At 42.9% G+C, this 21,915-nt stretch carries 14 protein-coding genes; 8 read left to right on the top strand and 6 right to left on the bottom strand.

Annotated elements, in window-relative coordinates:
- Positions 1-442 precede the first annotated feature (442 nt).
- From HUW51_RS02220 to HUW51_RS02240, 5 genes are all read left to right on the top strand, one after another.
- Positions 443-2,836 carry an ABC transporter permease gene (locus HUW51_RS02220; RefSeq protein ID WP_185272372.1) on the top strand — a complete coding sequence of 798 codons (2,394 nt, stop codon included), beginning with the start codon at positions 443-445 and terminating at the stop codon, positions 2,834-2,836.
- A 424-nt stretch (positions 2,837-3,260) separates the two neighbouring features.
- A complete protein-coding gene (locus tag HUW51_RS02225) occupies positions 3,261-3,740 on the top strand; it encodes a hypothetical protein (protein ID WP_185272374.1) in 480 nt (159 codons plus the stop codon).
- Positions 3,741-3,840: 100 nt separating this feature from the next.
- A complete protein-coding gene (locus HUW51_RS02230) occupies positions 3,841-4,029 on the top strand; it encodes a hypothetical protein (RefSeq protein WP_185272375.1) in 189 nt (62 codons plus the stop codon).
- Positions 4,030-4,199: 170 nt separating this feature from the next.
- Positions 4,200-4,796 (top strand): hypothetical protein, encoded by a 597-nt coding sequence (locus tag HUW51_RS02235; protein WP_185272377.1) that lies wholly within the window; start codon positions 4,200-4,202, stop codon positions 4,794-4,796.
- Between the two features lie 179 nt (positions 4,797-4,975).
- On the top strand, positions 4,976-5,443 hold the full coding sequence (locus tag HUW51_RS02240) for a tellurite resistance TerB family protein (RefSeq protein ID WP_185272378.1): 468 nt from the start codon (positions 4,976-4,978) through the stop codon (positions 5,441-5,443).
- 70 nt (positions 5,444-5,513) lie between these two features.
- Here HUW51_RS02240 and HUW51_RS02245 read toward each other — a convergent pair whose 3' ends face one another.
- On the bottom strand, positions 5,514-5,903 hold the full coding sequence (locus HUW51_RS02245) for a hypothetical protein (protein ID WP_185272380.1): 390 nt from the start codon (positions 5,901-5,903) through the stop codon (positions 5,514-5,516).
- A 121-nt stretch (positions 5,904-6,024) separates the two neighbouring features.
- Positions 6,025-6,627 (bottom strand): hypothetical protein, encoded by a 603-nt coding sequence (locus HUW51_RS02250; protein ID WP_185272381.1) that lies wholly within the window; start codon positions 6,625-6,627, stop codon positions 6,025-6,027.
- Between the two features lie 316 nt (positions 6,628-6,943).
- On the opposite strand from HUW51_RS02250, the gene HUW51_RS02255 reads away from it, so the two are divergent.
- From HUW51_RS02255 to HUW51_RS02265, 3 genes are all read left to right on the top strand, one after another.
- On the top strand, positions 6,944-8,791 hold the full coding sequence (locus HUW51_RS02255) for a M61 family metallopeptidase (protein ID WP_185272383.1): 1,848 nt from the start codon (positions 6,944-6,946) through the stop codon (positions 8,789-8,791).
- A 373-nt stretch (positions 8,792-9,164) separates the two neighbouring features.
- A complete protein-coding gene (locus tag HUW51_RS02260) occupies positions 9,165-11,477 on the top strand; it encodes a TonB-dependent receptor (protein ID WP_185272384.1) in 2,313 nt (770 codons plus the stop codon).
- A 60-nt stretch (positions 11,478-11,537) separates the two neighbouring features.
- The gene (locus HUW51_RS02265; protein ID WP_185272386.1) at positions 11,538-12,308 is read left to right on the top strand and encodes a DUF4249 domain-containing protein; all 771 of its coding nucleotides are present in this window, start codon (positions 11,538-11,540) and stop codon (positions 12,306-12,308) included.
- 222 nt (positions 12,309-12,530) lie between these two features.
- On the opposite strand, the gene HUW51_RS02270 is transcribed toward HUW51_RS02265, so the two are convergent.
- From HUW51_RS02270 to sppA, 4 genes are all read right to left on the bottom strand, one after another.
- Positions 12,531-14,012 carry a glutamate synthase subunit beta gene (locus HUW51_RS02270; protein WP_185272387.1) on the bottom strand — a complete coding sequence of 494 codons (1,482 nt, stop codon included), beginning with the start codon at positions 14,010-14,012 and terminating at the stop codon, positions 12,531-12,533.
- Positions 14,005-18,558, bottom strand: a complete 4,554-nt coding sequence (gene gltB / locus HUW51_RS02275) for a glutamate synthase large subunit (protein ID WP_185272388.1) — start codon at positions 18,556-18,558, stop codon at positions 14,005-14,007. The genes HUW51_RS02270 and gltB overlap by 8 nt, the downstream gene beginning before the upstream one ends.
- 590 nt (positions 18,559-19,148) lie before the next feature.
- Positions 19,149-19,979, bottom strand: a complete 831-nt coding sequence (locus HUW51_RS02280) for a purine-nucleoside phosphorylase (RefSeq protein WP_185272390.1) — start codon at positions 19,977-19,979, stop codon at positions 19,149-19,151.
- 169 nt (positions 19,980-20,148) lie between these two features.
- A complete protein-coding gene (gene sppA, locus HUW51_RS02285; protein WP_185272391.1) occupies positions 20,149-21,912 on the bottom strand; it encodes a signal peptide peptidase SppA in 1,764 nt (587 codons plus the stop codon).
- Positions 21,913-21,915 lie beyond the last annotated feature (3 nt).

Below are 21,915 nucleotides of genomic sequence, written 5' to 3' on the forward strand. Positions count from 1 at the left end.
CTAAACTTCTTATACTGGCAGCACAACTAAAATGCCACCCTTTTTAAAGCAGAATAGCCTACTCTAAATCAAGGTTTTAGTAAATATCTGGAAGTCAAATATACTAATATATCCAGCCAAGTGTCCGTTTTCAGGCAATAAATGTCCGGTTCCGAACAGTAATTAACTAGCCCCACACAAGCAATCACTCTAATTAACTCATAATCAAAGCAAAGCAAAAAATGGCATTCTTATTGGCTCCAACAAATCACCGGAACAAATAACAAAAGCTGAAATATAATGCGCGACACCGCAAGAAAAATTTAAGATCTGTCTCTAAATTGCTCTGACTCAAACTTAACTTGCAAGAGATGCCGGAAAATTAATAAAATTTAAAAATCGAGCTAATCTTAATAAGTTAGGCTAAGCCAGGAGCCTTTAAACAGAAACAACAAAAGTGCCTATGCTAAAAAATTACCTCAAAATAGCTTTACGCAACTTATTACGCAACAAAGCTTATTCGGCCATTAACATTGCGGGTTTAGCTACGGGCATTTCGGCGTGTATTCTTATTTTTTTCTATGTAAAAGATGAGCTTACCTACGAACACCATTTTGAGAATTACAACCAGATTTACCGGGTAGTAACCGATATTAACGTGCAGGGCCAGCAAGATAAGTTTGCCCGTTCGCCGGCGCCTTTGGCCGCAGCTTTGCAAAAAACTTATCCCGAAATACAAAAGGTAGCCCGGTTGCTCCCCATTGGCAAACAAACGGTTTGGCTCGAAGACAAAGCTTTTAACGAAGAAGATTTGTTTTTTGCCGACAGTACGTTCTTTGACATTTTTTCTTACGAGTTTTTAAAAGGTAATCCGCATACGGCCCTGCAAAACCCGCGCACGGTAGTAATTTCGGACCGCTTAGCCGAAAAATACTTTGGCTCGGCCGATGAAGCTTTGGGCCAGGTATTGCAGTTCAGTAAAAATGCCCACGTGGTAACCGGCGTTTTTAAAGATGTGGGGCAAACCCACATTAAAGCCAACATGTTTCTGGCAGAACGGACATTAAAATACAGCGCCATTGATTCAGCTAATTACAGTTGGTTTGGCATGAACTGGTTTACCTACATTTTACTGGACAGCCCCCGTCAGGAAAAAACTTTCCAGTCAAAACTCGACCGCTTGTATAACCAGGAAGTAGCCCCCTGGACGGAGAAATACAACGTAAGCGCCCGTTTAAAATTTATGTTGCAACCCATTGCGGCCATTCATTTAAACCCGGATCGCACCTACGATATTTCGCCGGCGGGTAACAAATCATACGTGTATATTTTTGGGCTGGTAGCGGTATTTATCTTGTTAATTGCCTGCATTAATTACATGAACCTGGCTACGGCCCGCTCTACCAAACGCGCCCGCGAAGTAGGCCTCCGGAAAGTAGTAGGCGCGCACCGGTCGCAAATTATCTGGCAGTTTGTGGGCGAATCCGTGATTATTACGTTGCTGGCTATTTTGCTGGCCGTAGCCGCCGTAGAAATTATGCTGCCGTTCTTTAACGGACTTACCGGTAAAAATTTCACGCACGGGGCCTTTTTGCAATTCTCGTTTATTGGCACTTTAGCAGCTATTGTTCTATTCGTGGGTTTAATTGCCGGCAGCTATCCAGCCTTCTTTTTATCGCGGTTTAAACCCGTAGATGTGCTTAAAACAGCTAAAAACCCGCATGGCAATGCTTTCTTCCGCAAAGGCTTAGTGGTGGTTCAGTTTACCATTTCTTTAATATTAGTCAGCGGTACGCTTATTGTTTACCGGCAAATGCAATTTTTAAAAAATTCGGAATTAGGCTTCCACAAAGAGCAAGTGTTGGTAATAGAAGTGCCCATCGGCGATACTACCCTAACCAATAACCTGCCCAAAGTAAAAAGTGAACTGCTTAAACAACCGCGGGTTCAAAAAGTATCTACCAGCGTGCAAATTCCGGGAAAACGCACCTCGCGGGCATTGGTGCAGGTAGAAGAAAAAAACCACGTGATTGAAAAAACCATGGCCGCCATGTTCGTGGACTACGACTTTTTAGATTTGATGGGAATAAGACTATTGGAAGGACGGAATTTTTTAAAAAATAACCCAAGTGACAAAAAGGGTGCTTATATAATTAATGAAGCAGCAGCCCGGGAGCTAGGTTGGAAAAATCCGGTGGGTAGAAAACTTGTAATGGGCGAATACGATTCGAGTACGGTAATCGGGTTGGTAAAAGATTTTCATTATACCTCGCTGCACCACCAAATAGAACCCTTGATTATAGCTTTGGCTCCTACGCCCCCGGTTTATTTACTGGTTCGGTTAAAGCCGGATTATTTACCCGAAACTATTCAAACGGTAGAAGCTATCTGGAAAACCTATGACCCCAAGCACCCGATGGAATATTATTTTTTAAACGAAAACTTTTCCCAGCAATACCGCTCCGAAGAAAAAATGTTGGCCGTGTTCGGTTATTTTGCCGGGCTCACCATATTGATTGCTTGTTTGGGCTTGTTTGGTTTAACTTCTTTTACTGCCGAGCAGCGCACCAAAGAAATTGGCATTCGCAAAGTGCTGGGTAGCTCGGTAACCGATATTGTTATTTTGCTCTCGAAAGATTTTGCCTTACTGGTGTTTATATCCATTATTCTGGCTTGCCCCGTAGCCTGGTACGGCATGCATTACTGGTTACAAGAGTTTGCTTACCGGTTACCTATTCAATGGTGGATTTTTGGTTTGGCCGGCATTGCCGCGTTGCTTATTGCGATGCTCACGGTTAGTTTTCAGGCGGCCAAAGCAGCATGGCTTAATCCGGTAAAAGCGCTTCGCTCGGAGTAAAATACTTGATTTGATTCTTTGGCTAGGGAAACCATAGCCATTGTAAACATAAATTTTGTTTGTTTTTGTTAAGAACCCCACCGATTTGCACAAGCCTGCTGGGCTTGTGTAATCGCCGGGGAAAGTTTGAAACCCTCCCAGGAGGGATTTTTTTTGCCCAAAATTTTAGATCTGCCCGCCTTTTTTCTGCAATTAATTTTAATTAAAACCAACAAAAAAATTTAAATTTTGTTACTAAACCCCACTTTCAAACCACAAATCATCTTTCAAAAATTAGCTTTAAAGGCAATAAAAGTCACTTTTTTAAAATTTTACAAAGCAAAAATCCATGTTACTTTTAAGCACTTAATTTCCTTTTTTTCAGCAGTAGTAGCTAGTAAGTTTATATCGTTAAAAAAAACAAACAACACCTGCAGCTCCTAAGATGGCAACATTGGAAGTGAAAGAAGAATCTTTAGTTTGGCTTTATAATAAGCTTAAGGAGAACCATGTTAATATGGCCGATCTCTCGCAGTTTGTTAAGTCGCTGGGTTTATCTTCGGCTTGTGAGCCAATAGGTTTGGAAGTTAATAAAAATAACGTTGTAATAGAAAAACAGAAACCAGATAATCGCCCTTTTACTTCGTTGGGTGCTAACGCCAATAAGTCGTTTAGTACTTCGGCTAACGTAATGGCATCAACTTTAAAGGTTCTTTTTCATTTAAAAACTTTAAAAAACGAATTTGTAGCGGTAGAGTTTATTCCGGCTTTGCAAGGAAAAGACTGGAGTTTTACAGGAGAGTTAACCGAATATTTGTTGAAGAAGAATTTTATAAAAGTAAAAGGCATTGATGCTCGGATTTATTTGCAGATTACCCAGTTTGGCTTGCAGTATTTGCATGCTTGCGAGGCAACAGCTTGTTAATACCTACACGGCAATCGGTTACCCCAAAGGAACTGATTAAGAAGTGTGCAGAAAAAGCAAAGAGAGTCGTAATTTTTATTTTTTACCAAGATGATTAAAAATGGAAATGCAAGCTCTCAAAACCCGCTCTTTGTTACTGGTGTTTATGCTTTTGCTGAGTACCAATAGTGTTGAAGAAAGAGCAAAGAGTGAATTGGAGACCAAGCTCTTGCGCAAATTAAATAATAAATCTGTTTCTACCGCCCAAATACCGGCAGAAACCAAAGAACAAATTGAAATAGAATTATAATATAATAGCCTGATTAAAGGCAAGATTTTTTTTAGTATACTTTATTAGTTGGTTGGTGTTTATCGTAAGGCCGTGTTTTGCACGGCCTTACTTTTACCTCTTAAACGCATTGATTTGTTAAAATTTTAAAATAGTAGCTGTTTAACTTCCGGCTAAATGTAGTTATACCCATGAATCTGCCATTTCGTATTTCCGGTAAATTAAGCTGGCTTTTCGGTTCTTTTTCTTTTATCGGCCAGCATTTTAAGGTAATTATGGCGTTGGGCTTTATTGCCGGCTTGGGACGGGTAATTCAGTTGGGTGGCTTTGGCGAAGTTACTTCCGTAACGCATATTGTTTTAGAAGTAATTATAGAATCGGCCCGGCTACTTTTGTTTGTTTACGCGCTGGGTTTAGCCAATGTAAAAAGCGGCCTTTCCCGGATAAAACACTTATTTACGCAAAAGCCTAACCGAAAATTAAAATGGCAGGCTGCCAAGCAAAATTTTAAAAATAATTGGCTGGCCTTTGTTTTTAATTGCGTTGGTTTTTCGTTGATAGCGGCCGGTTTTAACTATTTAATTTACTTATTAGCTTACGAAACGTGCTTGTATTTAACGTTAATCAGTCATCAAATTTTAGTAAGTACCGCTTCGGAATGGACCATCTTGTTATTTTTTAAAAATTTGTCTGTTATTCCGTTTACCCTGGTATTTGAAGCCTTATTTTTTCTCTGGATTACCAATACCTTTCATTTAAATAAACCTTTTTTAAACCAAAGCTTGTAAAAGCTACCAAACGCTCTCTTGTAGGAACAGAAAACGAAAAAGCCCCGTAACTGGGGCTTTTTTTATTATTAACGCCAATGCCAGGGTTTACCTTATTTCTTTTAAGTAAAACTTTTAACAAAGGCATTTTTTAAATTTTTAAAATATTTCAGTTATTTACATTTAATTAATGCACGCTTATGGGACTTTTTGATACGGTTTTAAAACCTAGCCAACCAACTGTTGTTTACACGCCGCAATCTGAAGCAGAAGCCTGGATTGCTATTATGTTTAGTTGCATGGCCGTAGATGATGATATATCAAACGCGGAAACAGAGAAATTATCTCAGATCATGGTATATAAAGCTTTGTTCCGTAACCATGATACCGTAGAGCTCTACAAAACCGCCATGACCCGCCAGTTACAACTGGGCAGCAAAGAATTAATCGACAGGAGCGTAGATAAAGTATCAGCTGAAAACAAGCCTACACTTTTTGCTTTAATCGTAGAACTGCTACTCGCCGACGGGATTCTGGCAGATAAAGAAAAAGAAATTACCGATTACCTAGTTAGTGCCCTGGATTTGGACGAAAGCTTAGCCACTAAAATTATTGAGGTTATATTGATTAAAAACAAAGGCAACTTTATTCTTCAATCCAAAGCATAAAATACAAAAGCCGGTAATTACCGGCTTTTGTACGTAAGTAAGAGTTAGTTTATTTTGGGCTTACCAACTATTATCCGGCACTGTTTTGCCCTAATTGCTTAATAAAATCGTCGAGCATTTCTTTGCTGTAACCAATGCGCCGGGCATAATCTAAACACAAATTATATTCGGCATCGGCTACCTGGCCATCTTGCACCACCATCATCACCAAGGTTTGCAGCTCCATGGTCTTTTGCAAGCCTTCTTCCGGTATAATAAAATTTAAAAGAGATAAATTATCGGCGATGGGCCGGGTATCTTCTTCCGTTAAATTTAACCTCTGACCAATAGATACTAAAAAATCACTTTCGGCTTTATCTAAATATTTATCGGCTACGGCTACCAAAACCAGATTCTGAAAAAAGGCCAATTTCTTTTGTTTGGTATTTAGTAATTCATCGAACGAAGTGCTGGTGGGCATAATTTTTAAATTTTATAAGTAAGAGTATACTATTTACCGGCCCAGGGGCTATAAAGTTTTGCAAATTTATATTCTGGCTCCACTTTCCTTAAAAACATTAACTAACCTGGTTTCTAATCAGCTATTTATCAAATATTCTTTTAAAAAATCCTTTTGGTTTTTCTTCTACCTTCTTTTTTTTCTTAAACCAGCCGCCCCGTTCTTCGTCTCTACTCTTGCGCTTATCCCGGTCATTATCTTTGCGGTTAAAAATACCAAACAGCTTTTTCTTTTCTTTTTTCTCTTTAACTAAAATATACCGGATAGAGAAACCGCTTCCTACCCCACCCCATTCTTCGTGGTTTACGTGAAAAGTCGGCTTTAAATCAAAAGAAAGTACCAGGGGAGCAATGGGCAATTTTAACTCGGCGCCGGCAATTAAATCGCCGCCGTAAAAGGCGCCATTGTCTTTTAAATGGCCCACGTGCGCTCCGGCCCCTAAGTAAATATTAAATCCGGGCCCCAGTAACGGAAAATGCTGTTCTACTAAACCCGTGGCGCTTACTTCGCGGCCGCCAACAGCCCCAATAGCTTCGATAGTTGTTTTTTTTAAAATTTTTTGTTGCGCCGTAATTCCAAAATTATTACCCCCAAACCTTACCCCGGCGGCAGTACGGTATTTCTGCGCCTGAACTGATAAATGACAAGTAAAAAGAAATAAAAAAACAAAGATTACTTTATTCATAGTTTGTGTTTTTAGCCTCCAAATAAAAGGCAAATTACAGGCCAGGGCCTTTCTTTTATGGTTGTTTTTGTAATAGCGTTACCGGGTATAGCTCTTATCAGATGCTCCGTTAATTAAATTTAAAAAATATAATCCGGACAAAAGTGTATCTTTGAGTGAGGGAAAACCCATTTGTTTCATTCCTTGTTCTACTGCATCTGCTTGCAAGATGTTCCTGACCTGACCGCCACGCAAAACAAACCACCCCAACTCCTGTCGGTTTACTACCGCCTGCGAGAAAGTAAACTTATTAATTGTTTCACTTATTATTTTATTAATGAAAAAAAATTATGCTTTAGCCGTTTTTTTCGCTTTCCTGATTACTCCCTTACTGGCGGCTACCAATTCATATCGTTTTACGATAGACCTGGTTCAGGTGCAGGACGATAAAATTAAGGTTAGTTTACAAACCCCTACCTTACAAACTACCGAAACCGTTTACAACATCCCCAAAATGGTACCCGGCACGTATTCCGTAGATAATTTTGGCCGATACGTATCCGATTTTAAAGCATATGACCACACCAACCGTTTGCTTACTTCCGAAAAGCTGGATGATAACCGCTGGAGAATAAAAAATGCCACGCAGCTAGCCAAAATAACCTATCTGATTGATGATACTTTTCAGGATTTAGCGGCGGAGCATCAAATTTTTGAACCGGCGGGTACCAACATCGAGGCTAATCAAAATTTTTTAATTAACAACCACGGGTTTATGGGCTATTTCGATAACCTGAAGCGTCTGCCCTACGAGGTTACCGTTTTAAAACCCCAAAATTTTTATGGTTCCACGGCTTTAAAGGCTATTAAAACCACGCCCACCGCCGACACTTACCTGGTGCCGGATTACATGGAACTGGTTGATTCGCCGATAATGTATAACGTACCCGATACCACCGTTTTAAAAATTGGGGGCGCCGACGTTTTAGTTTCGGTGTATTCGCCCAGCAAAGTAGTAAAAGCCAACTACATTGGCACTACCATCCGCTCTACGCTGGAAGCCCAAAAAAATTACTTAGGCGGCACCTTACCCGTAGAGCGTTACGCCTTTTTAATTTACTTATCGGATAAACCAAATAAAACCGGGGCCTATGGTGCCTTGGAACATTCGTATTCGTCGGTTTATTACATGCCCGAAATGGCCCCGGAACGCATTGCCCAGTTAATAGTTAGTATTGCAGCCCACGAGTTTTTTCATATTGTTACCCCTTTAAGCATTCACGCGGAGCAAATTCATGATTTTGATTTTAATAACCCGCAAATGTCGCGGCACTTATGGTTGTACGAAGGCGTAACGGAGTATGCTGCTACGCACGTGCAGGTAAATCAAAAGTTAATTACGCTGGATGATTACTTAAATAAATTACGTGCTTACATTATCGGGGCCAGCCGCTACAACGACACCTTGCCTTTTACCACCATGAGCCAAGGCGTACTCGAAACGTACTCCCAGGAGTACGGCAATGTATACCAAAAAGGAGCCCTAATTGGCTTAGCCCTGGATCTTAAATTACGGGAATTATCCGGCGGGAATTATGGCGTCCGTAACCTTATGAATGCCTTAGCTGCTACTTACGGCAAGCATAAAGCATTTACCGACGAAGAATTGTTCGATAAGATTACCGCGCTTACCTATCCGGAAATCCGGGCTTTTTTCCGGCAGTACGTAGAAGGAAACCAGCCTTTGCCTTACACCGACTTATTTAAATTAGTGGGCATAAGCTACCAGCCGGTTGTTAAAGAAGAAAGAGTAAGTTTAGGTCCGTTTCATTTAAATTTTGATCCGGAGTCGCAGAAATTTATAGTGGAAGAAGTAGCTGATGGCAGCACTCCCCCAATAAAATTAAATTTACGCTCCGGCGATCAGCTACTGGCTATAAATCAAAGAACACTTACCCAAGAAACAGTCAATAATATCCTAAGAGACGAAGTTTACGCACATAAACCCGGCGATGAGATAAAAGTCTTAATTGGGCGGCCCAATAAACGGGATAAAATAAAAATTAAAAAACTTACCACTCCATTGGTAGAAACCACTGAAGAGAAAAAGTATTTAATTGCCGTCGACCCTACAGCTACCCCCCAGCAAAAAATTTTAAGGGATACCTGGTTGTATAGCAATTAGTACCGCAACACCGTAGCAAATTTTTGAAAGCTAGAATTTAGTGGAATAACGTAGTAAAGTTGTTATGCATTTTGCTGCAAAAATTTAAAATCAGCTATAAGCAATTACTTTTATTTGATTAATCCGCTGATTTTTAAAAGTGAAAGCATGAAGTCTAAATCAGAAAATTTTAAAATTTTATCGTGTTTTAGCTACTATGGTAATAAAAAGCAGAATAGTTAAAATCTACTCCGCTTTCGCCGGGAAAGACTTAAACAGATATTCCGTTTAAATTGCCAGCTCCGTTCAAACAACTAACTCCCGAAAGCGTTTATTTGTTGAGTATTTCTTACTCAAACCCATTTACCAGGTATTACATCAGAATTGCCTTCGCATGCGCCATTATTTTTACCTATTAATTACGTTTATTAGTTCGTGGGCGATTGGCTTACCGGCCGTCGCTCAAAAACAATTTACCATTAGCGGCACCATTCGGGCCGATGATAACAACGAAAGCTTAATTGGCGCTTCGGCTTATGTTGCCGGCAGCAACGTGGGCGCTACTACCAACGCCGAAGGATTTTACATGTTCCGGGTAGTGCCCGGTACTTACACCCTACAATTCTCCTACATTGGCTACGAAACCGTTACGCGGCAAATTACGGTGTCGCGCAACCTAAAGCTCAATATAAACCTGCCCACTGCCGGTAACCAGTTAAAAGAAGTAGTAGTGGAAGGCAGCGGTTTGCAGCAAAAATTTTCGGGGGCGCAAATGAGCGTAGAACAACTTTCCATCCGCGAAGCCAAGTTATTACCTGCCTTGTTCGGCGAAGTAGATATTTTAAAAACTTTGCAATTAAAGCCGGGCGTGCAGTCGGGTGGTGAGGGAACTTCGGGTTTATACGTGCGCGGTGGTGGCCCCGATCAAAACTTATTTTTGCTCGACGAAGCTACCGTTTACAATGCCTCGCATTTATTTGGTTTTTTCAGCGTGTTTAACTCCGATGCGGTGCGTAGCGTGGATTTGTACAAAGGTGGTTTTCCGGCGCAGTTTGGGGGGCGCTTATCCTCGGTGGTAGATGTAAAATTACGCGAAGGCGATAAACAAAAGTTTGGCGCAACGGGCGGTATTGGCCTGATTGCTTCGCGGTTAACCCTGGAAGGCCCGATAAAAAAAGGTAAATCGTCGTTTATTATTTCGGGGCGACGCACCTACGTTGATGTATTTACGCGCATGGCCAACCGGGCCAACGAAGACGATCCGGAATACAACCCAATTCCGGATTATTACTTTTACGACTTAAACGCCAAAGCTACTTTTGATCTCTCGCCGAAAGATCGTTTGTTTGTGAGTGGTTACTTAGGCAACGATATTTTTGGGTTCCGGAACAGTGGTTTTAAATTTGATTTCGGTTGGGGCAACAAAGCCGCTACGCTTCGCTGGAACCATACTTTTCACCCGAAATTATACGCTAATACCAGCCTATCTACCTCGAGTTATAAGTATTCCATCGCTAATAAATTGGATATTTTTAGCTTTAACCTACGCTCCGATATTCAGGATTACGCCGCAAAAGTTGATTTTGATTATCTACCCAATAACGCACATAAGGTAAAATTCGGAGCGCATTATACTTACCACAAGTTCTTGGTGGGCCGATTGCAGGCGGGAGCCGCGGATAACAGCTTTAATTTTGGCGCCGGATCTAAGTACCGCGGCAATGAAATTGGCGTGTACCTGGCCGATGATTTTCAACCTTCCCCTATCTGGTCGTTCCAGTATGGTTTGCGTTATTCCGGATTTTTAAATGGCAATACGTATTATCATGCTTTAGAACCCCGGGCGGCCGTGCGTTACAGCCTCTCCGAAAATACGGCTTTAAAAACCAGCTTTACCAGCATGCGGCAATACATCCATCTGGTAAGTAATTCGGGTGCCAGCTTACCTACCGATATTTGGTATCCTTCTAACCCGGTAGTTAAGCCGCAACGTTCTACGCAGGTAGCTTTAGGGTTTAGCCATTTATTTAATGGCGGACAGTTTCTGTTTACCCACGAGTTGTACTACAAATGGATGAAAAACCAGATTGATTTTCGGGATGGCGCACAACTTTTTGTGAATGATAACTTGGATGAAGAATTTTTATTTGGCCGTGGCGATAGTTACGGCAGCGAATTTTACCTCGAAAAAAAAGAAGGTCGCACCACGGGTTGGCTCGGCTACACCTTGTCGTGGTCTAACCGGAAGTTTGCCGAAATCAACAATGGCGTGCGCTTTCCTACGCGTGCCGATCGGCGCCACGATATAACCGCCGTGGTACTGCACCAACTTAATAAAAGCTGGCAAATAACGGGCACCTGGGTTTATGGCACGGGTAGCGCTTATTCTTTGCCGGTAGGGCGTTTTGGCTTGCAAGGCCAACCCGGCGACGATATTTCGGTGGTGCCGGTTTACCTCAACCGCAATTCTTTCCGGCAGGCAGCTTACCACCGCATGGATATAGGCGCAGTTTACAAGTTACGCCCGCGGCACGGCGAGTCGGATTTAACTTTCAGCGTGTACAATGCCTATAACCGCCGCAACCCATACTTTGTGTATTTCGACGAAGAAAAAGACAAACAGACCGATTTGCCTTTGGCTTTTAAAGCCAAGCAGGTTTCCTTGTTCCCGGTAATTCCATCTATAACATATAATTTTAAATTTTAAATTTTTATGCGATTTCGCTATTATATATATGCATTTTTAGTGGGGTTAATAGCTTTTGCAATGCATGGCTGTAACCTGGAAAAAGATATTGAAGTAGAGTTACCGTCTTACGAGAGACAATTGGTAGTTGAATGTTACCTGGAACAAGGCAAACCAGCCCGGCTTACATTACTGGAAAGCACCGGTTACCTAGATCCGCCTTCGCTGGATTTAATTCCGGACGCTACCGTAACTATTTCGCACCACGGCATTACCGAAAATTTAAAATATGAGCCGGCGCTGGATGATAGTACCGGTAAATACTACACCCATACCTCAGATTATATTGTACAAGGCCAACCCGGCGATGTTTTTACTTTATCTATTACCGATCCGAAAGGGCGAAAACTAACCGGGACCACTACTATTTTGCCTCCCGTTCCTATCGATACCATTGAATTTAACTTTAACGATAGAAACAAAGCCATAGTAGTAACCCGTTTTAAAGACAACGCAGATACCGAAGATTATTACCGCTATTCTATTCACCGCGACAGTTTGCAAGGCGGAACCGAAATAAGTTACGCGACTTCGGATGAATTAAGCAACGGCGAGCCTTTTGTTTTTGGTACCGGCTACGACTTTGAAACTGGCGACGTTATCGTTGTTACTCTCCATCACTTAGATAAAGCTTTCTTTGATTTTCAGGAGTCGGTGGATGAGGCGAAGAGTGCCAACGGCAATCCTTTTTCACAACCTGGGCGGGTAAAATCTACCGTACAAGGCGGTTTAGGCGTATTCACCAATTTGGTTTACGACCGACGAAAATTAGTAGTGCCCGCCAAAAAGTAAAACGAAGTAGATTTTCCGCGTTGATATAATTCCAGAAATGAAAAAATTTAAATCTTAAACGCTTGTTTTAGGTGGAGAATAATTTAGAGTTATTTTATAGAGGCTTGGTAAAAGCTAAAGTTAAAAACCACTAGAGTTAGTATCAAAGAACTAAACTGCTGGAGAATAAAAAAGGCTTCTGATTTACCCAGAAGCCTTTTTAGTTTTCAAAATAAAACGCTTTTAAGCGAGCATCGCAGTATTTAACATAGAAATATCGCGAGCCTCTAACTTAGTAGAACCAGTCAGGTAAATATCAATATTGCGGGCAGCCTCGCGGCCTTCCGAAATAGCCCAAACTACTAAAGACTGTCCACGGCGCATGTCACCGGCTGCAAATACTTTAGGAACCGTAGTCTGGAAGTTATCCGCCGATTTCACGTTTCCCCGCTCGTCCAACGCCACACCTAACTCTTGAATCATGCCGTTATGCTGCGGATGCACAAAGCCAATGGCCAACAATGCTAACTCGCATGGAATTACGCGTTCGGTGCCGGGCACTTCCTGGAATTTTGGTTTTTCGCCGGGCGCGGAAGTTACCCAATCCATTTGCGCAATTTTCAGGCTTACCAAATTACCATTTTCATCGCCAATAAATTCCTTGGTGGTTAAAGCCCAGTTCCGGTCGCAACCTTCTTCGTGCGAGGTAGAAGTACGCAACTGCATTGGCCAGTTGGGCCAAGGGGTAGAAGGATCTCTATCTTGCGGTGGTTTAGCTAAAACTTCAATTTGCGTAACTGATTTTGCCCGGTGCCGGTTAGACGTTCCTACGCAGTCGGAGCCGGTATCACCGCCCCCGATTACTACCACATTTTTACCGGTAGCCCAGATTTCGGTTTCCGGAGCGAATTCTTTACCGCTCACCCGGCCGTTTTGCTGGGTTAAAAAGTCCATAGCAAAATGAACGCCTTTTAAATGCCGGCCCGGAATATTTAAATCTCTGGGTACGGTAGATCCTCCGGTTAAAAGAACGGCATCGAAAGACCGCATAACATCGGCAACTTTAATGTTATCACCCACGTTAGCGTTAGTTTTAAAAACTACGCCTTCGTCTTCCATTACCCGGATACGACGATCCACTACCCATTTTTCCAGTTTAAAATCCGGAATACCGTAGCGCAGCAAACCGCCCACTTTGTCAGCCCGTTCAAAAACAGTTACTGAATGGCCTACTTTATTTAACTGAGCAGCAGCGGCTAAACCAGCCGGACCAGAACCAATTATGGCCACTTTTTTACCGGTACGCACCGCCGGTTCTTTGGCGCGCACGTAACCTCTTTCAAAAGCTACTTCAGCAATATTTTTTTCAATTTCCTCGATAGCTACCGGGGGTTTATTGATACCTAACACGCAAGCCGATTCGCAGGGAGCCGGGCAAATACGGCCGGTAAACTCCGGAAAGTTGTTAGTCGAAAACAATACTTCAGCCGCTAACTCCCAGTTTTGCTCGTACACGGCATCGTTAAACTCCGGAATGATATTCCCCAGCGGGCAACCGCTGTGGCAAAATGGCACGCCGCAATCCATGCAACGGGCAGCTTGTGTTTGTACTTTCTCTTCGCTAAAAGGTTCGTACAGCTCGTTATAATCGTTTACCCGTGTTTTGGGGTCTCTTTTTTTCGGCAGTTCTCTGCCGTATTCCATAAATCCGGTTGGCTTACCCATTGATTGCTACCTCCATATTTCCTACTTCTACTTCGTGTACCAGCTTGCGATTTTGCAGCACCACTTTGTAGTCGCTTGGCATAACTTTAATAAATTGTTTAATTGTATTTTCCCAGTTGCCCAATAAAGCGGCGGCTACATCGCTACCGGTATATTGGTGATGGTTACTGATTAAGCGGTGTAATTCTTGCAAATCTTCTTCTTCCATGGCATCGAACTCTACCATTTCCATGTTGCAACGGCCCGCAAATTGTTGGTTCGGGTCGAAAACGTAAGCAATACCACCACTCATACCGGCGGCAAAGTTACGACCCGTTTCACCCAGAATTACGGCCACCCCGCCGGTCATGTATTCGCAACCGTGATCGCCTACTCCTTCCACTACCGCTTTGGCACCAGAGTTCCGCACGCAGAAACGTTCCCCGGCCTGGCCGCGAATATAAGCTTCGCCGGAAGTAGCCCCGTAAAAAGCAACGTTACCCACAATAATGTTTTCGTTAGCCTTAAAGCGGGAAGTTTTAGGCGGATATAAGATTAAATGACCACCAGATAAACCTTTACCGAAATAATCGTTGGCTTCGCCTTCTAATTCAAATTTAATTCCTGGTGCACCAAAGGCGCCGAAGCTTTGCCCGGCAGAACCAATAAATTTAAAATGAATGGTACCGGCTGGTAAACCTACACCTTTGTATTTTTTAGAAATTTCGTGCGACAGCATGGTGCCGGTAGCCCGGTCGGTATTGGTAATTCTGAAATCACCGGTTACTGGGTCGGCATTTTCCAGCGCAGCTTTAGCAGCTTCAATTAAGTCCACATCCAGCACTACGTCCAGCATGTGTTCTTGCTCTTCTTGCTTGTAAATACCTACTTCCGGACCTACGTTTTCTTTGTACAATACGCGGCTTAAATCAATGGATTTATGTTTCCAGTTGGTAATATCATCGCGCATTTCCAACATATCAACCTGGCCTACCATTTCGTTGATCGTCCGGAAACCTAATTCCGCCATAATCTCGCGCAATTCTTCGGCTAAGAAATGGAACAAGTTTACCACGTGCTCCGGCTTGCCGGTAAATAAGGCACGTAATTCTTTGTTCTGGGTAGCAACCCCTACCGGGCAGGTATTTAAATGGCATTTACGCATCATAATACAGCCGGAAGTAACCAGAGCAGCCGTAGCTACGCCCCATTCTTCCGCACCCAGTAAAGCCGCAATCGCTAAATCCCGACCAGTTTTCATCTGACCATCGGCCTGCAGCACAATACGGCTACGCAGTTTGTTACGTACTAAGGTTTGGTGCGCTTCGGCTACACCTAATTCCCAAGGCAAACCAGCGTGTTTAATCGAAGAAATTGGTGAAGCACCGGTACCTCCATCAAAACCGGAGATTAAAACAACATCCGAGAAAGCTTTAGCCACTCCAGCGGCTACTGTACCTACACCAGCTTCCGAAACCAGCTTCACGTTAATTCGGGCTTTCGGATTCGAATTTTTTAAATCGAAAATCAACTGCGCTAAATCTTCGATGGAGTAAATATCGTGGTGCGGCGGTGGTGAAATTAAACCTACACCTGGCGTAGAATGACGTACCCGGCCAATCCAATCGTCTACTTTATGACCAGGCAACTGGCCACCTTCGCCGGGCTTAGCGCCCTGCGCCATTTTAATTTGTAGTTCGTCGGCGTTTGCTAAATAATAGCTGGTTACCCCAAAACGGCCCGAAGCTACCTGCTTAATAGCCGAACGTTCCCAATCGCCGTTCGGCTTCCGCTCAAAACGGATTTCGTCTTCGCCGCCTTCGCCGCAGTTACTTTTACCACCAATACGGTTCATGGCAATAGCTAACGTTGTATGCGCTTCGTGCGAAATAGACCCGAAAGACATGGCTCCAGTAGCGAAACGTTTAAATATATTTTCTACGGGCTCTACTTCGCTTAACGGAATAGACTTGCAGGTATTTTTAAATTTAACTAAACTCCGCAGCGTAGCGGCTTTGGCACTTTGCTCATTTACCAGACTTGAGTATTTTTTAAATACCTGATAATCGTTGGTCTTGGTAGCATGCTGCAGCAAGTGAATCGTTTGCGGATTAAACAAGTGGAATTCGCCGCGGCGTTTCCACTGGTAAATACCACCCACTTCCAACTTCGGATTCGGAATAAATTTCTCGGGATAACCTAAGCGGTGTTTCACCAAAGCTTCTTTGGCAATTCCTTCTAAAGTTAAACCACCTATCCGGGAAACCGTACGTGGGAAATATTTATCGATAACTTCCTGGCTTATACCTAAGGCCTCAAAAATTTGGGCGCCCTGGTACGATTGCAAGGTAGAAATACCCATTTTGGAGAATACTTTCAACAACCCATCGCTAATAGCTTTGATGTAGTTATAGAACATTTTCTCCTGCGTTAAATCAGCTTTAATTAAGCCGTTGGCCCGCATTTGCACAATGGTTTCGAAAGCCAGGTACGGGTTAACTGCAGAAGCACCGTAGCTAATTAAAGTAGCAAAATGATGTACTTCCCACGCATCGCCGGCTTCCACCACAATACCTACTTTACCGCGTAAACCTTTACGCATTAAATGGTGATGCACCGCCGAAGTAGCCAATAAGGTTGGGATAGGCGCGTGGCTGCTATCAATGCTGCGGTCAGAAAGCAGAATGATGGAGAAACCATCTTCTACGGCATCGGCAGCGTATTGGCAAATGCGTTTTAAAGCGCGTTCCAGCGAATCTGCCTGGCCATCGGCTTTGAAATATGTGTATATAGTTTTGGTCTGGAAGTAAGATTGATCCAGGAACCGTAATTTTTCGAGTTCGTTATTAGTTAATACCGGTGTATGCAACTCTACCTGGCGACAGTGCAGCGGACTTTCTTCCAGTAAGTTTAAACCACCACCTACGTAGGATACCAGCGACATTACCATCCGCTCCCGAATCGGGTCGATAGGCGGGTTAGTTACCTGGGCAAATAATTGCTTAAAGTAGCTGGAAATATGCTGGCTTTGATCCGATAAAATGGCCAAAGGCGTATCAGTACCCATAGATCCTAATGGCTCTTTACCCGTTTCGGCCATTTCGGCAAGAATGGTTTGCAAATCTTCGGAAGTATACCCGAAAGCTTGCTGGCGTTTTAATAAGGCTTGCTGGCCCGGCTGGTGAAAAGCACCGAGCGGCTCCGGCAAATCTTTGATTTTCATTTTATTTTTCAGCCATTCTTTGTAAGGCTGACGCGTACAGATATCGCGTTTTACTTCTTCGTCCGAAATAATACGGCCTTGCTCTAAATCAGCCACGAACATTTTACCCGGTTGCAAGCGGCCTTTCTTCACGATTCTGGCCGGATCTACTTCTAATACACCGGCTTCCGAAGCCATGATAATTTTATCGTCGTCAGTTACTAAATAACGCGACGGACGCAAACCATTCCGGTCCAGGGTAGCTCCTACAATTTTACCATCGGTGAACGAAATAGAAGCCGGACCATCCCATGGCTCCATTAACGCGGCGTGGTATTCGTAGAAAGCCCGCTTGTCTTCATCCATGTCTTTGTTGCCATCCCAGGCTTCCGGAATCAGCATCATCATTACGTGCGGTAAAGAACGGCCCGACAGCACCAATAATTCAATTACGTTATCCAGGTTAGCCGAGTCGGATTGGGTAGGATCGCACAATGGCAATATCATATCCAGTTCTTCGCGGGTAAAATATTTAGAAGAAAGAACGGCTTCGTTGGCACCAATCCAGTTAATATTTCCTTTAACCGTGTTAATTTCCCCGTTATGAGCAATGTAGCGGAAAGGCTGTGCTAAACGGAAAGCAGGGAAAGTATTGGTAGAAAAACGCGAGTGCACCACCGCTAAAGCAGTACAAACGTTTTCGTGGTGTAAATCCGGGAAATAAGAACGTACCTGCGAAGTAGTAAACTGCCCTTTGTACGCAATGGTTTTATAAGATAAACACGCGATATGGAAAGCGTTATTTACGTCCGGCATTTGCACCGATTCGCGCACGAGCCGGGTAGTGTAATTGCGTAGAATAAACAGTTTCCGCTCAAAATCATCATTGGTCGTAATGTGGTCGGGCCGTCTAATAAAAACGTGTTCCATTTGTGGTTCTACGGCTAATGCGCTAGGTCCAATTTCGCTGTTGTTGGTGGGTACCTGGCGGTAACCTAACAATTGCATGCCTAGTTTTTCAATGTTCCGGTTAAAAATAGAACGGCATTCTTCGCGCAAGCGCTTATCCTGCGGAAAGAAAACCAAGCCCACTCCGTATTGGCCGAAAGCCGGCAACTTAATACCTAATTTTACACACTCATCCACAAAAAATTCGTGCGGAATTTGCAGGAGAATACCTGCCCCATCACCGGTGTTTTTTTCACAGCCGCAGGCCCCGCGGTGTTCCATCCGGGCCAGCATGTGCAAAGCTTCTTCTACAATATCGTGCGACTTTCTGCCTTTTAAATGCGCAACAAATCCGATACCACACGAGTCGTGCTCGAACTCGGGATCGTACAAACCGGTTTTTACTTGATCAGACATGAACATACCTAATTAAAATATCTTGCAGTAACTTTTCTCTCTGGCGAAAACATCCCCTTAACACTTGATTTCCTTACAGTTACAAAATAAGGCCACTATCTTTTATATAGACTTGGTTTAATATCCTGGGTGCAGTGATGCGAACAGTATAATTAAGTTATTGGAACCTTAAACTAATGATAAAAATATTTAAACAAAAATTTTAAAATATTTTACTTTAAATAAAATGGGTATTTAGCGGGATATTTTTTAGTAAAATGCTAAACAATTTGCAAAATGAGCCATCAGAATTACCCAAAATTGAAAAAATCATTTTTACACCGGACGCTTTTTGAATATTTTTAAAATTTTTGTACTAATCATACTTTCCTCTAAAATTCGGTAAAAAATGTACCTGTTTCATTGATTTAATTGTCTCAATTGCTTTGCAGGCTAGTTATAGTAAAAGGAAACTTTGCGCAAAATAGTGCCTTTAAACAAGAATAATCTATAAATTAATTAAGAACGTTTTACGAAGGCGGTAAATCGGCTAAAAATTAAAAAGGGCAGCCACGGTAGCTGCCCTTTTTAATCCGGCATTTAAACTATTATTATTTTGCAATGGGTGGGCTTTGTAACTTTATTAACTCTTTTATTAATAGCGTTAAGTTGGGCTCTGCGGTGGCTGCTGCTGCCAGAATATCCGAGATAACTACTTTTTGAATTTTACCGGGCACGCATAGATCAGTAATCACCGACACGGCAAAGCACGGCAAGTCCATGTGGCGGGCAGCAATAATTTCGGGCACCGTAGACATACCCACGGCATCGGCCCCAATTAGAGTTAAATACCGGTATTCGGCTTTGGTCTCCAGCATAGGCCCAGGCACGCTCACGTAAACGCCGGTTTTAACGGGTAATTGATTAGCCGCCGCAATTTGCTTTGCCTGAGAAATCATATTCTCATCATATACTTCGCTCATGTCCGGGAAACGCGGGCCAAGGACATTCTTGTTCGGGCCAATTAAGGGGTTAGTGGGTTGTAAGTTAATGTGATCCGTAATAATCATTAAGTCGCTGGTATTAAATTCCGGATTTAAACCACCAGCCGCGTTAGATACCAACAGCTTTTGGATGCCCAACATTTTCATGACCCGAACCGGAAAAACTACTTGTTCCATGCTGTAGCCTTCGTAATAATGAAACCGGCCCTGCATTACTACAACCGGGCGATCGGCTAGTTGGCCAAAGATTAATTTACCCGAGTGGCTCTCTACAGTAGAAACCGGAAAATGCGGAATCTCGTGATACGGAATGCTGTACTGGATATCAATTTCGTTCACCAATGCGCCTAAACCCGTACCCAGAATAATACCGTAAGCGGGCACAAAACTATTCGTTTGCTGAATCAGGTAATCGGTGGCGTCTTGCAGTTGCTGCATGAGTTAGTTGCGTAGTTGGAAGGTTGAAAAGTTGCAGGTTATTGGTTGCATGTTGAAAATTTGCAACTTGTATTCTAGTAGAACGCACTGATGAACCTGGTTCAACAACAAGTGCGCTCCGCTAGAATAGTATAACCTTGAAAATTTTAAATTTTTAAAAATTACTTGCCTATTGCACTTTTAGCTCAAATGGCAAGCGGGCCTGGATGCCTTGCAGGTGCGACACTTTTTTGAGTTGTTCGAAATAAGGATACAGTTCTCCTAATTCAGCGCGCATGCTGCGGGTTTTTACTTCTTTGGTAGCATCACCCATTAACTCGTCCAGGAACGAACGTTGAGCCGGCAATTTTTTAAGGCGGTAATCATTTTTTAAATTAGCCCGGGCCGCCGCAATTTTAATGGCTTCGTCTAAACCACCCAGTACATCTACCAAACCCCGTTCTTTGGCCTCGATGCCCGACCACACCCGGCCCGAAGCAATTTTTTGTAATTCAGCCAGCGACATGTCGCGGCCTTTGGCGGCTTTAGAGGTAAAATCGGTATAAATTTTTTCTACTTCGCGCTGTACAATACGTTTTTCAAAATCAGTCATCTGGCGGGTAACGGTAGGTAAATCCGAGAATTTACCAGTTTTAACCCGGTCTAGGGTAATGCCTAATTTATCGTTTAAAAAACCCTGGAAGTTAGGTACTACGCCAAAAACGCCAATGCTGCCGGTAATGGTGTTGGGATGCGCCACAATGGTATCGCAGGCCATGGCAATGTAATAACCACCCGATGCCGCGTAATCCGACATAGAGGCAATAACCGGTTTTTCTTTGCGGGCCAGCATTACTTCGCGCCAGATTACATCTGAAGCCATGGCGCTACCGCCCGGCGAATTTACGCGTAACACAATGGCTTTTACGTTTTTATCTTTACGGGCTTTTCTTATTTCGCTGGCAAACTTAGTTCCGCCAATCGATTCGTCGTCGCCTTCGCCATTTACAATGTCGCCGGAAGCGTAAATTACCGCAATGCGGTTTTTAGAATAATCGCCCTCTGCGGTACCGGCTACTTTGCGGTATTTTTTTAAAGAAACCAAAGTCATTTTAGCATCTTCTTTTAAACCCGAGCGCTTTTTGATATAATCTAAAGCTTCGTCGTAGTAACCTACGTTCGTTACTAAGCCGTATTTTAAAGCATCTTCGGGGCTATGCACCAGCATCGAGTCCGAAATATTTTTTAATTCAGCCACCGATTTGTTCCGCGATTTAGCCACATTTTGCAAGTAGTAATCATTTAAGGAATTTAAAAAAGAAGTAACTTGCAAGCGGTTGGGCTCGCTCATTTTATCGAGGAACAAAGGCTCCACGGCACTTTTAAATTCGCCTACTTTAAAAATATTCACGTCGATGTTCAGCTTTTCGAGCATATTTTTAAAAAACATGGTTTCGGCACTTAAACCATTCAGTTCAAAAGCCCCCTGCGGATTAATGTACATTTTATCGGCTACCGAAACCAGGTAATAAGCTTTTTCGGAGCAGATATCGTTGTAGGCCACTACAAACTTTTTGGATTGTTTAAAGGCCACCAGTTCTTTCCGGATTTCTTCCAGGGTAGCCATGCCGGCATCCACCATTTCTACATTCAGGAAAATACCTTTAATGTTTTTGTCATTTTTCGCTTTGCGGATAGAAGCTTTAATCTCATCAAGACCGTAACCGCCCGAACCAAAACCACCCGGCAGACCTAATTCATCGAAAGGATCTTTCGCCTGTCGCTCCGTAATGGGTTGATCGAGTTTTAACTCCAGAACCGAATTTTTGCTAATGGTAACTTCGTCGCTGGAAGCAGTAGAAGCCGCAATCCCAATAATGATTAAAAAAAAGAGGAGGAAAAATAAAAATAAGCCCACAACCGTGGCTAGCGTATATTTTAGAAACTGTACCATGAT

Source organism: Adhaeribacter swui (genome assembly GCF_014217805.1).
GTDB lineage: Bacteria > Bacteroidota > Bacteroidia > Cytophagales > Hymenobacteraceae > Adhaeribacter > Adhaeribacter swui.

Excerpts from the sequence above, each read along its gene's own strand:
- HUW51_RS02220 (WP_185272372.1), top strand. The coding sequence starts at position 443 with ATGCTAAAAAATTACCTCAAAATAGCTTTACGCAACTTATTACGCAAC.
- HUW51_RS02225 (WP_185272374.1), top strand. The coding sequence starts at position 3,261 with ATGGCAACATTGGAAGTGAAAGAAGAATCTTTAGTTTGGCTTTATAAT.
- HUW51_RS02230 (WP_185272375.1), top strand. The coding sequence starts at position 3,841 with ATGGAAATGCAAGCTCTCAAAACCCGCTCTTTGTTACTGGTGTTTATG.
- HUW51_RS02235 (WP_185272377.1), top strand. The coding sequence starts at position 4,200 with ATGAATCTGCCATTTCGTATTTCCGGTAAATTAAGCTGGCTTTTCGGT.
- HUW51_RS02240 (WP_185272378.1), top strand. The coding sequence starts at position 4,976 with ATGGGACTTTTTGATACGGTTTTAAAACCTAGCCAACCAACTGTTGTT.
- HUW51_RS02245 (WP_185272380.1), bottom strand. The coding sequence starts at position 5,903 with ATGCCCACCAGCACTTCGTTCGATGAATTACTAAATACCAAACAAAAG.
- HUW51_RS02250 (WP_185272381.1), bottom strand. The coding sequence starts at position 6,627 with ATGAATAAAGTAATCTTTGTTTTTTTATTTCTTTTTACTTGTCATTTA.
- HUW51_RS02255 (WP_185272383.1), top strand. The coding sequence starts at position 6,944 with ATGAAAAAAAATTATGCTTTAGCCGTTTTTTTCGCTTTCCTGATTACT.
- HUW51_RS02260 (WP_185272384.1), top strand. The coding sequence starts at position 9,165 with ATGCGCCATTATTTTTACCTATTAATTACGTTTATTAGTTCGTGGGCG.
- HUW51_RS02265 (WP_185272386.1), top strand. The coding sequence starts at position 11,538 with ATGCATGGCTGTAACCTGGAAAAAGATATTGAAGTAGAGTTACCGTCT.
- HUW51_RS02270 (WP_185272387.1), bottom strand. The coding sequence starts at position 14,012 with ATGGGTAAGCCAACCGGATTTATGGAATACGGCAGAGAACTGCCGAAA.
- gltB (WP_185272388.1), bottom strand. The coding sequence starts at position 18,558 with ATGTCTGATCAAGTAAAAACCGGTTTGTACGATCCCGAGTTCGAGCAC.
- HUW51_RS02280 (WP_185272390.1), bottom strand. The coding sequence starts at position 19,979 with ATGCAGCAACTGCAAGACGCCACCGATTACCTGATTCAGCAAACGAAT.
- sppA (WP_185272391.1), bottom strand. The coding sequence starts at position 21,912 with ATGGTACAGTTTCTAAAATATACGCTAGCCACGGTTGTGGGCTTATTT.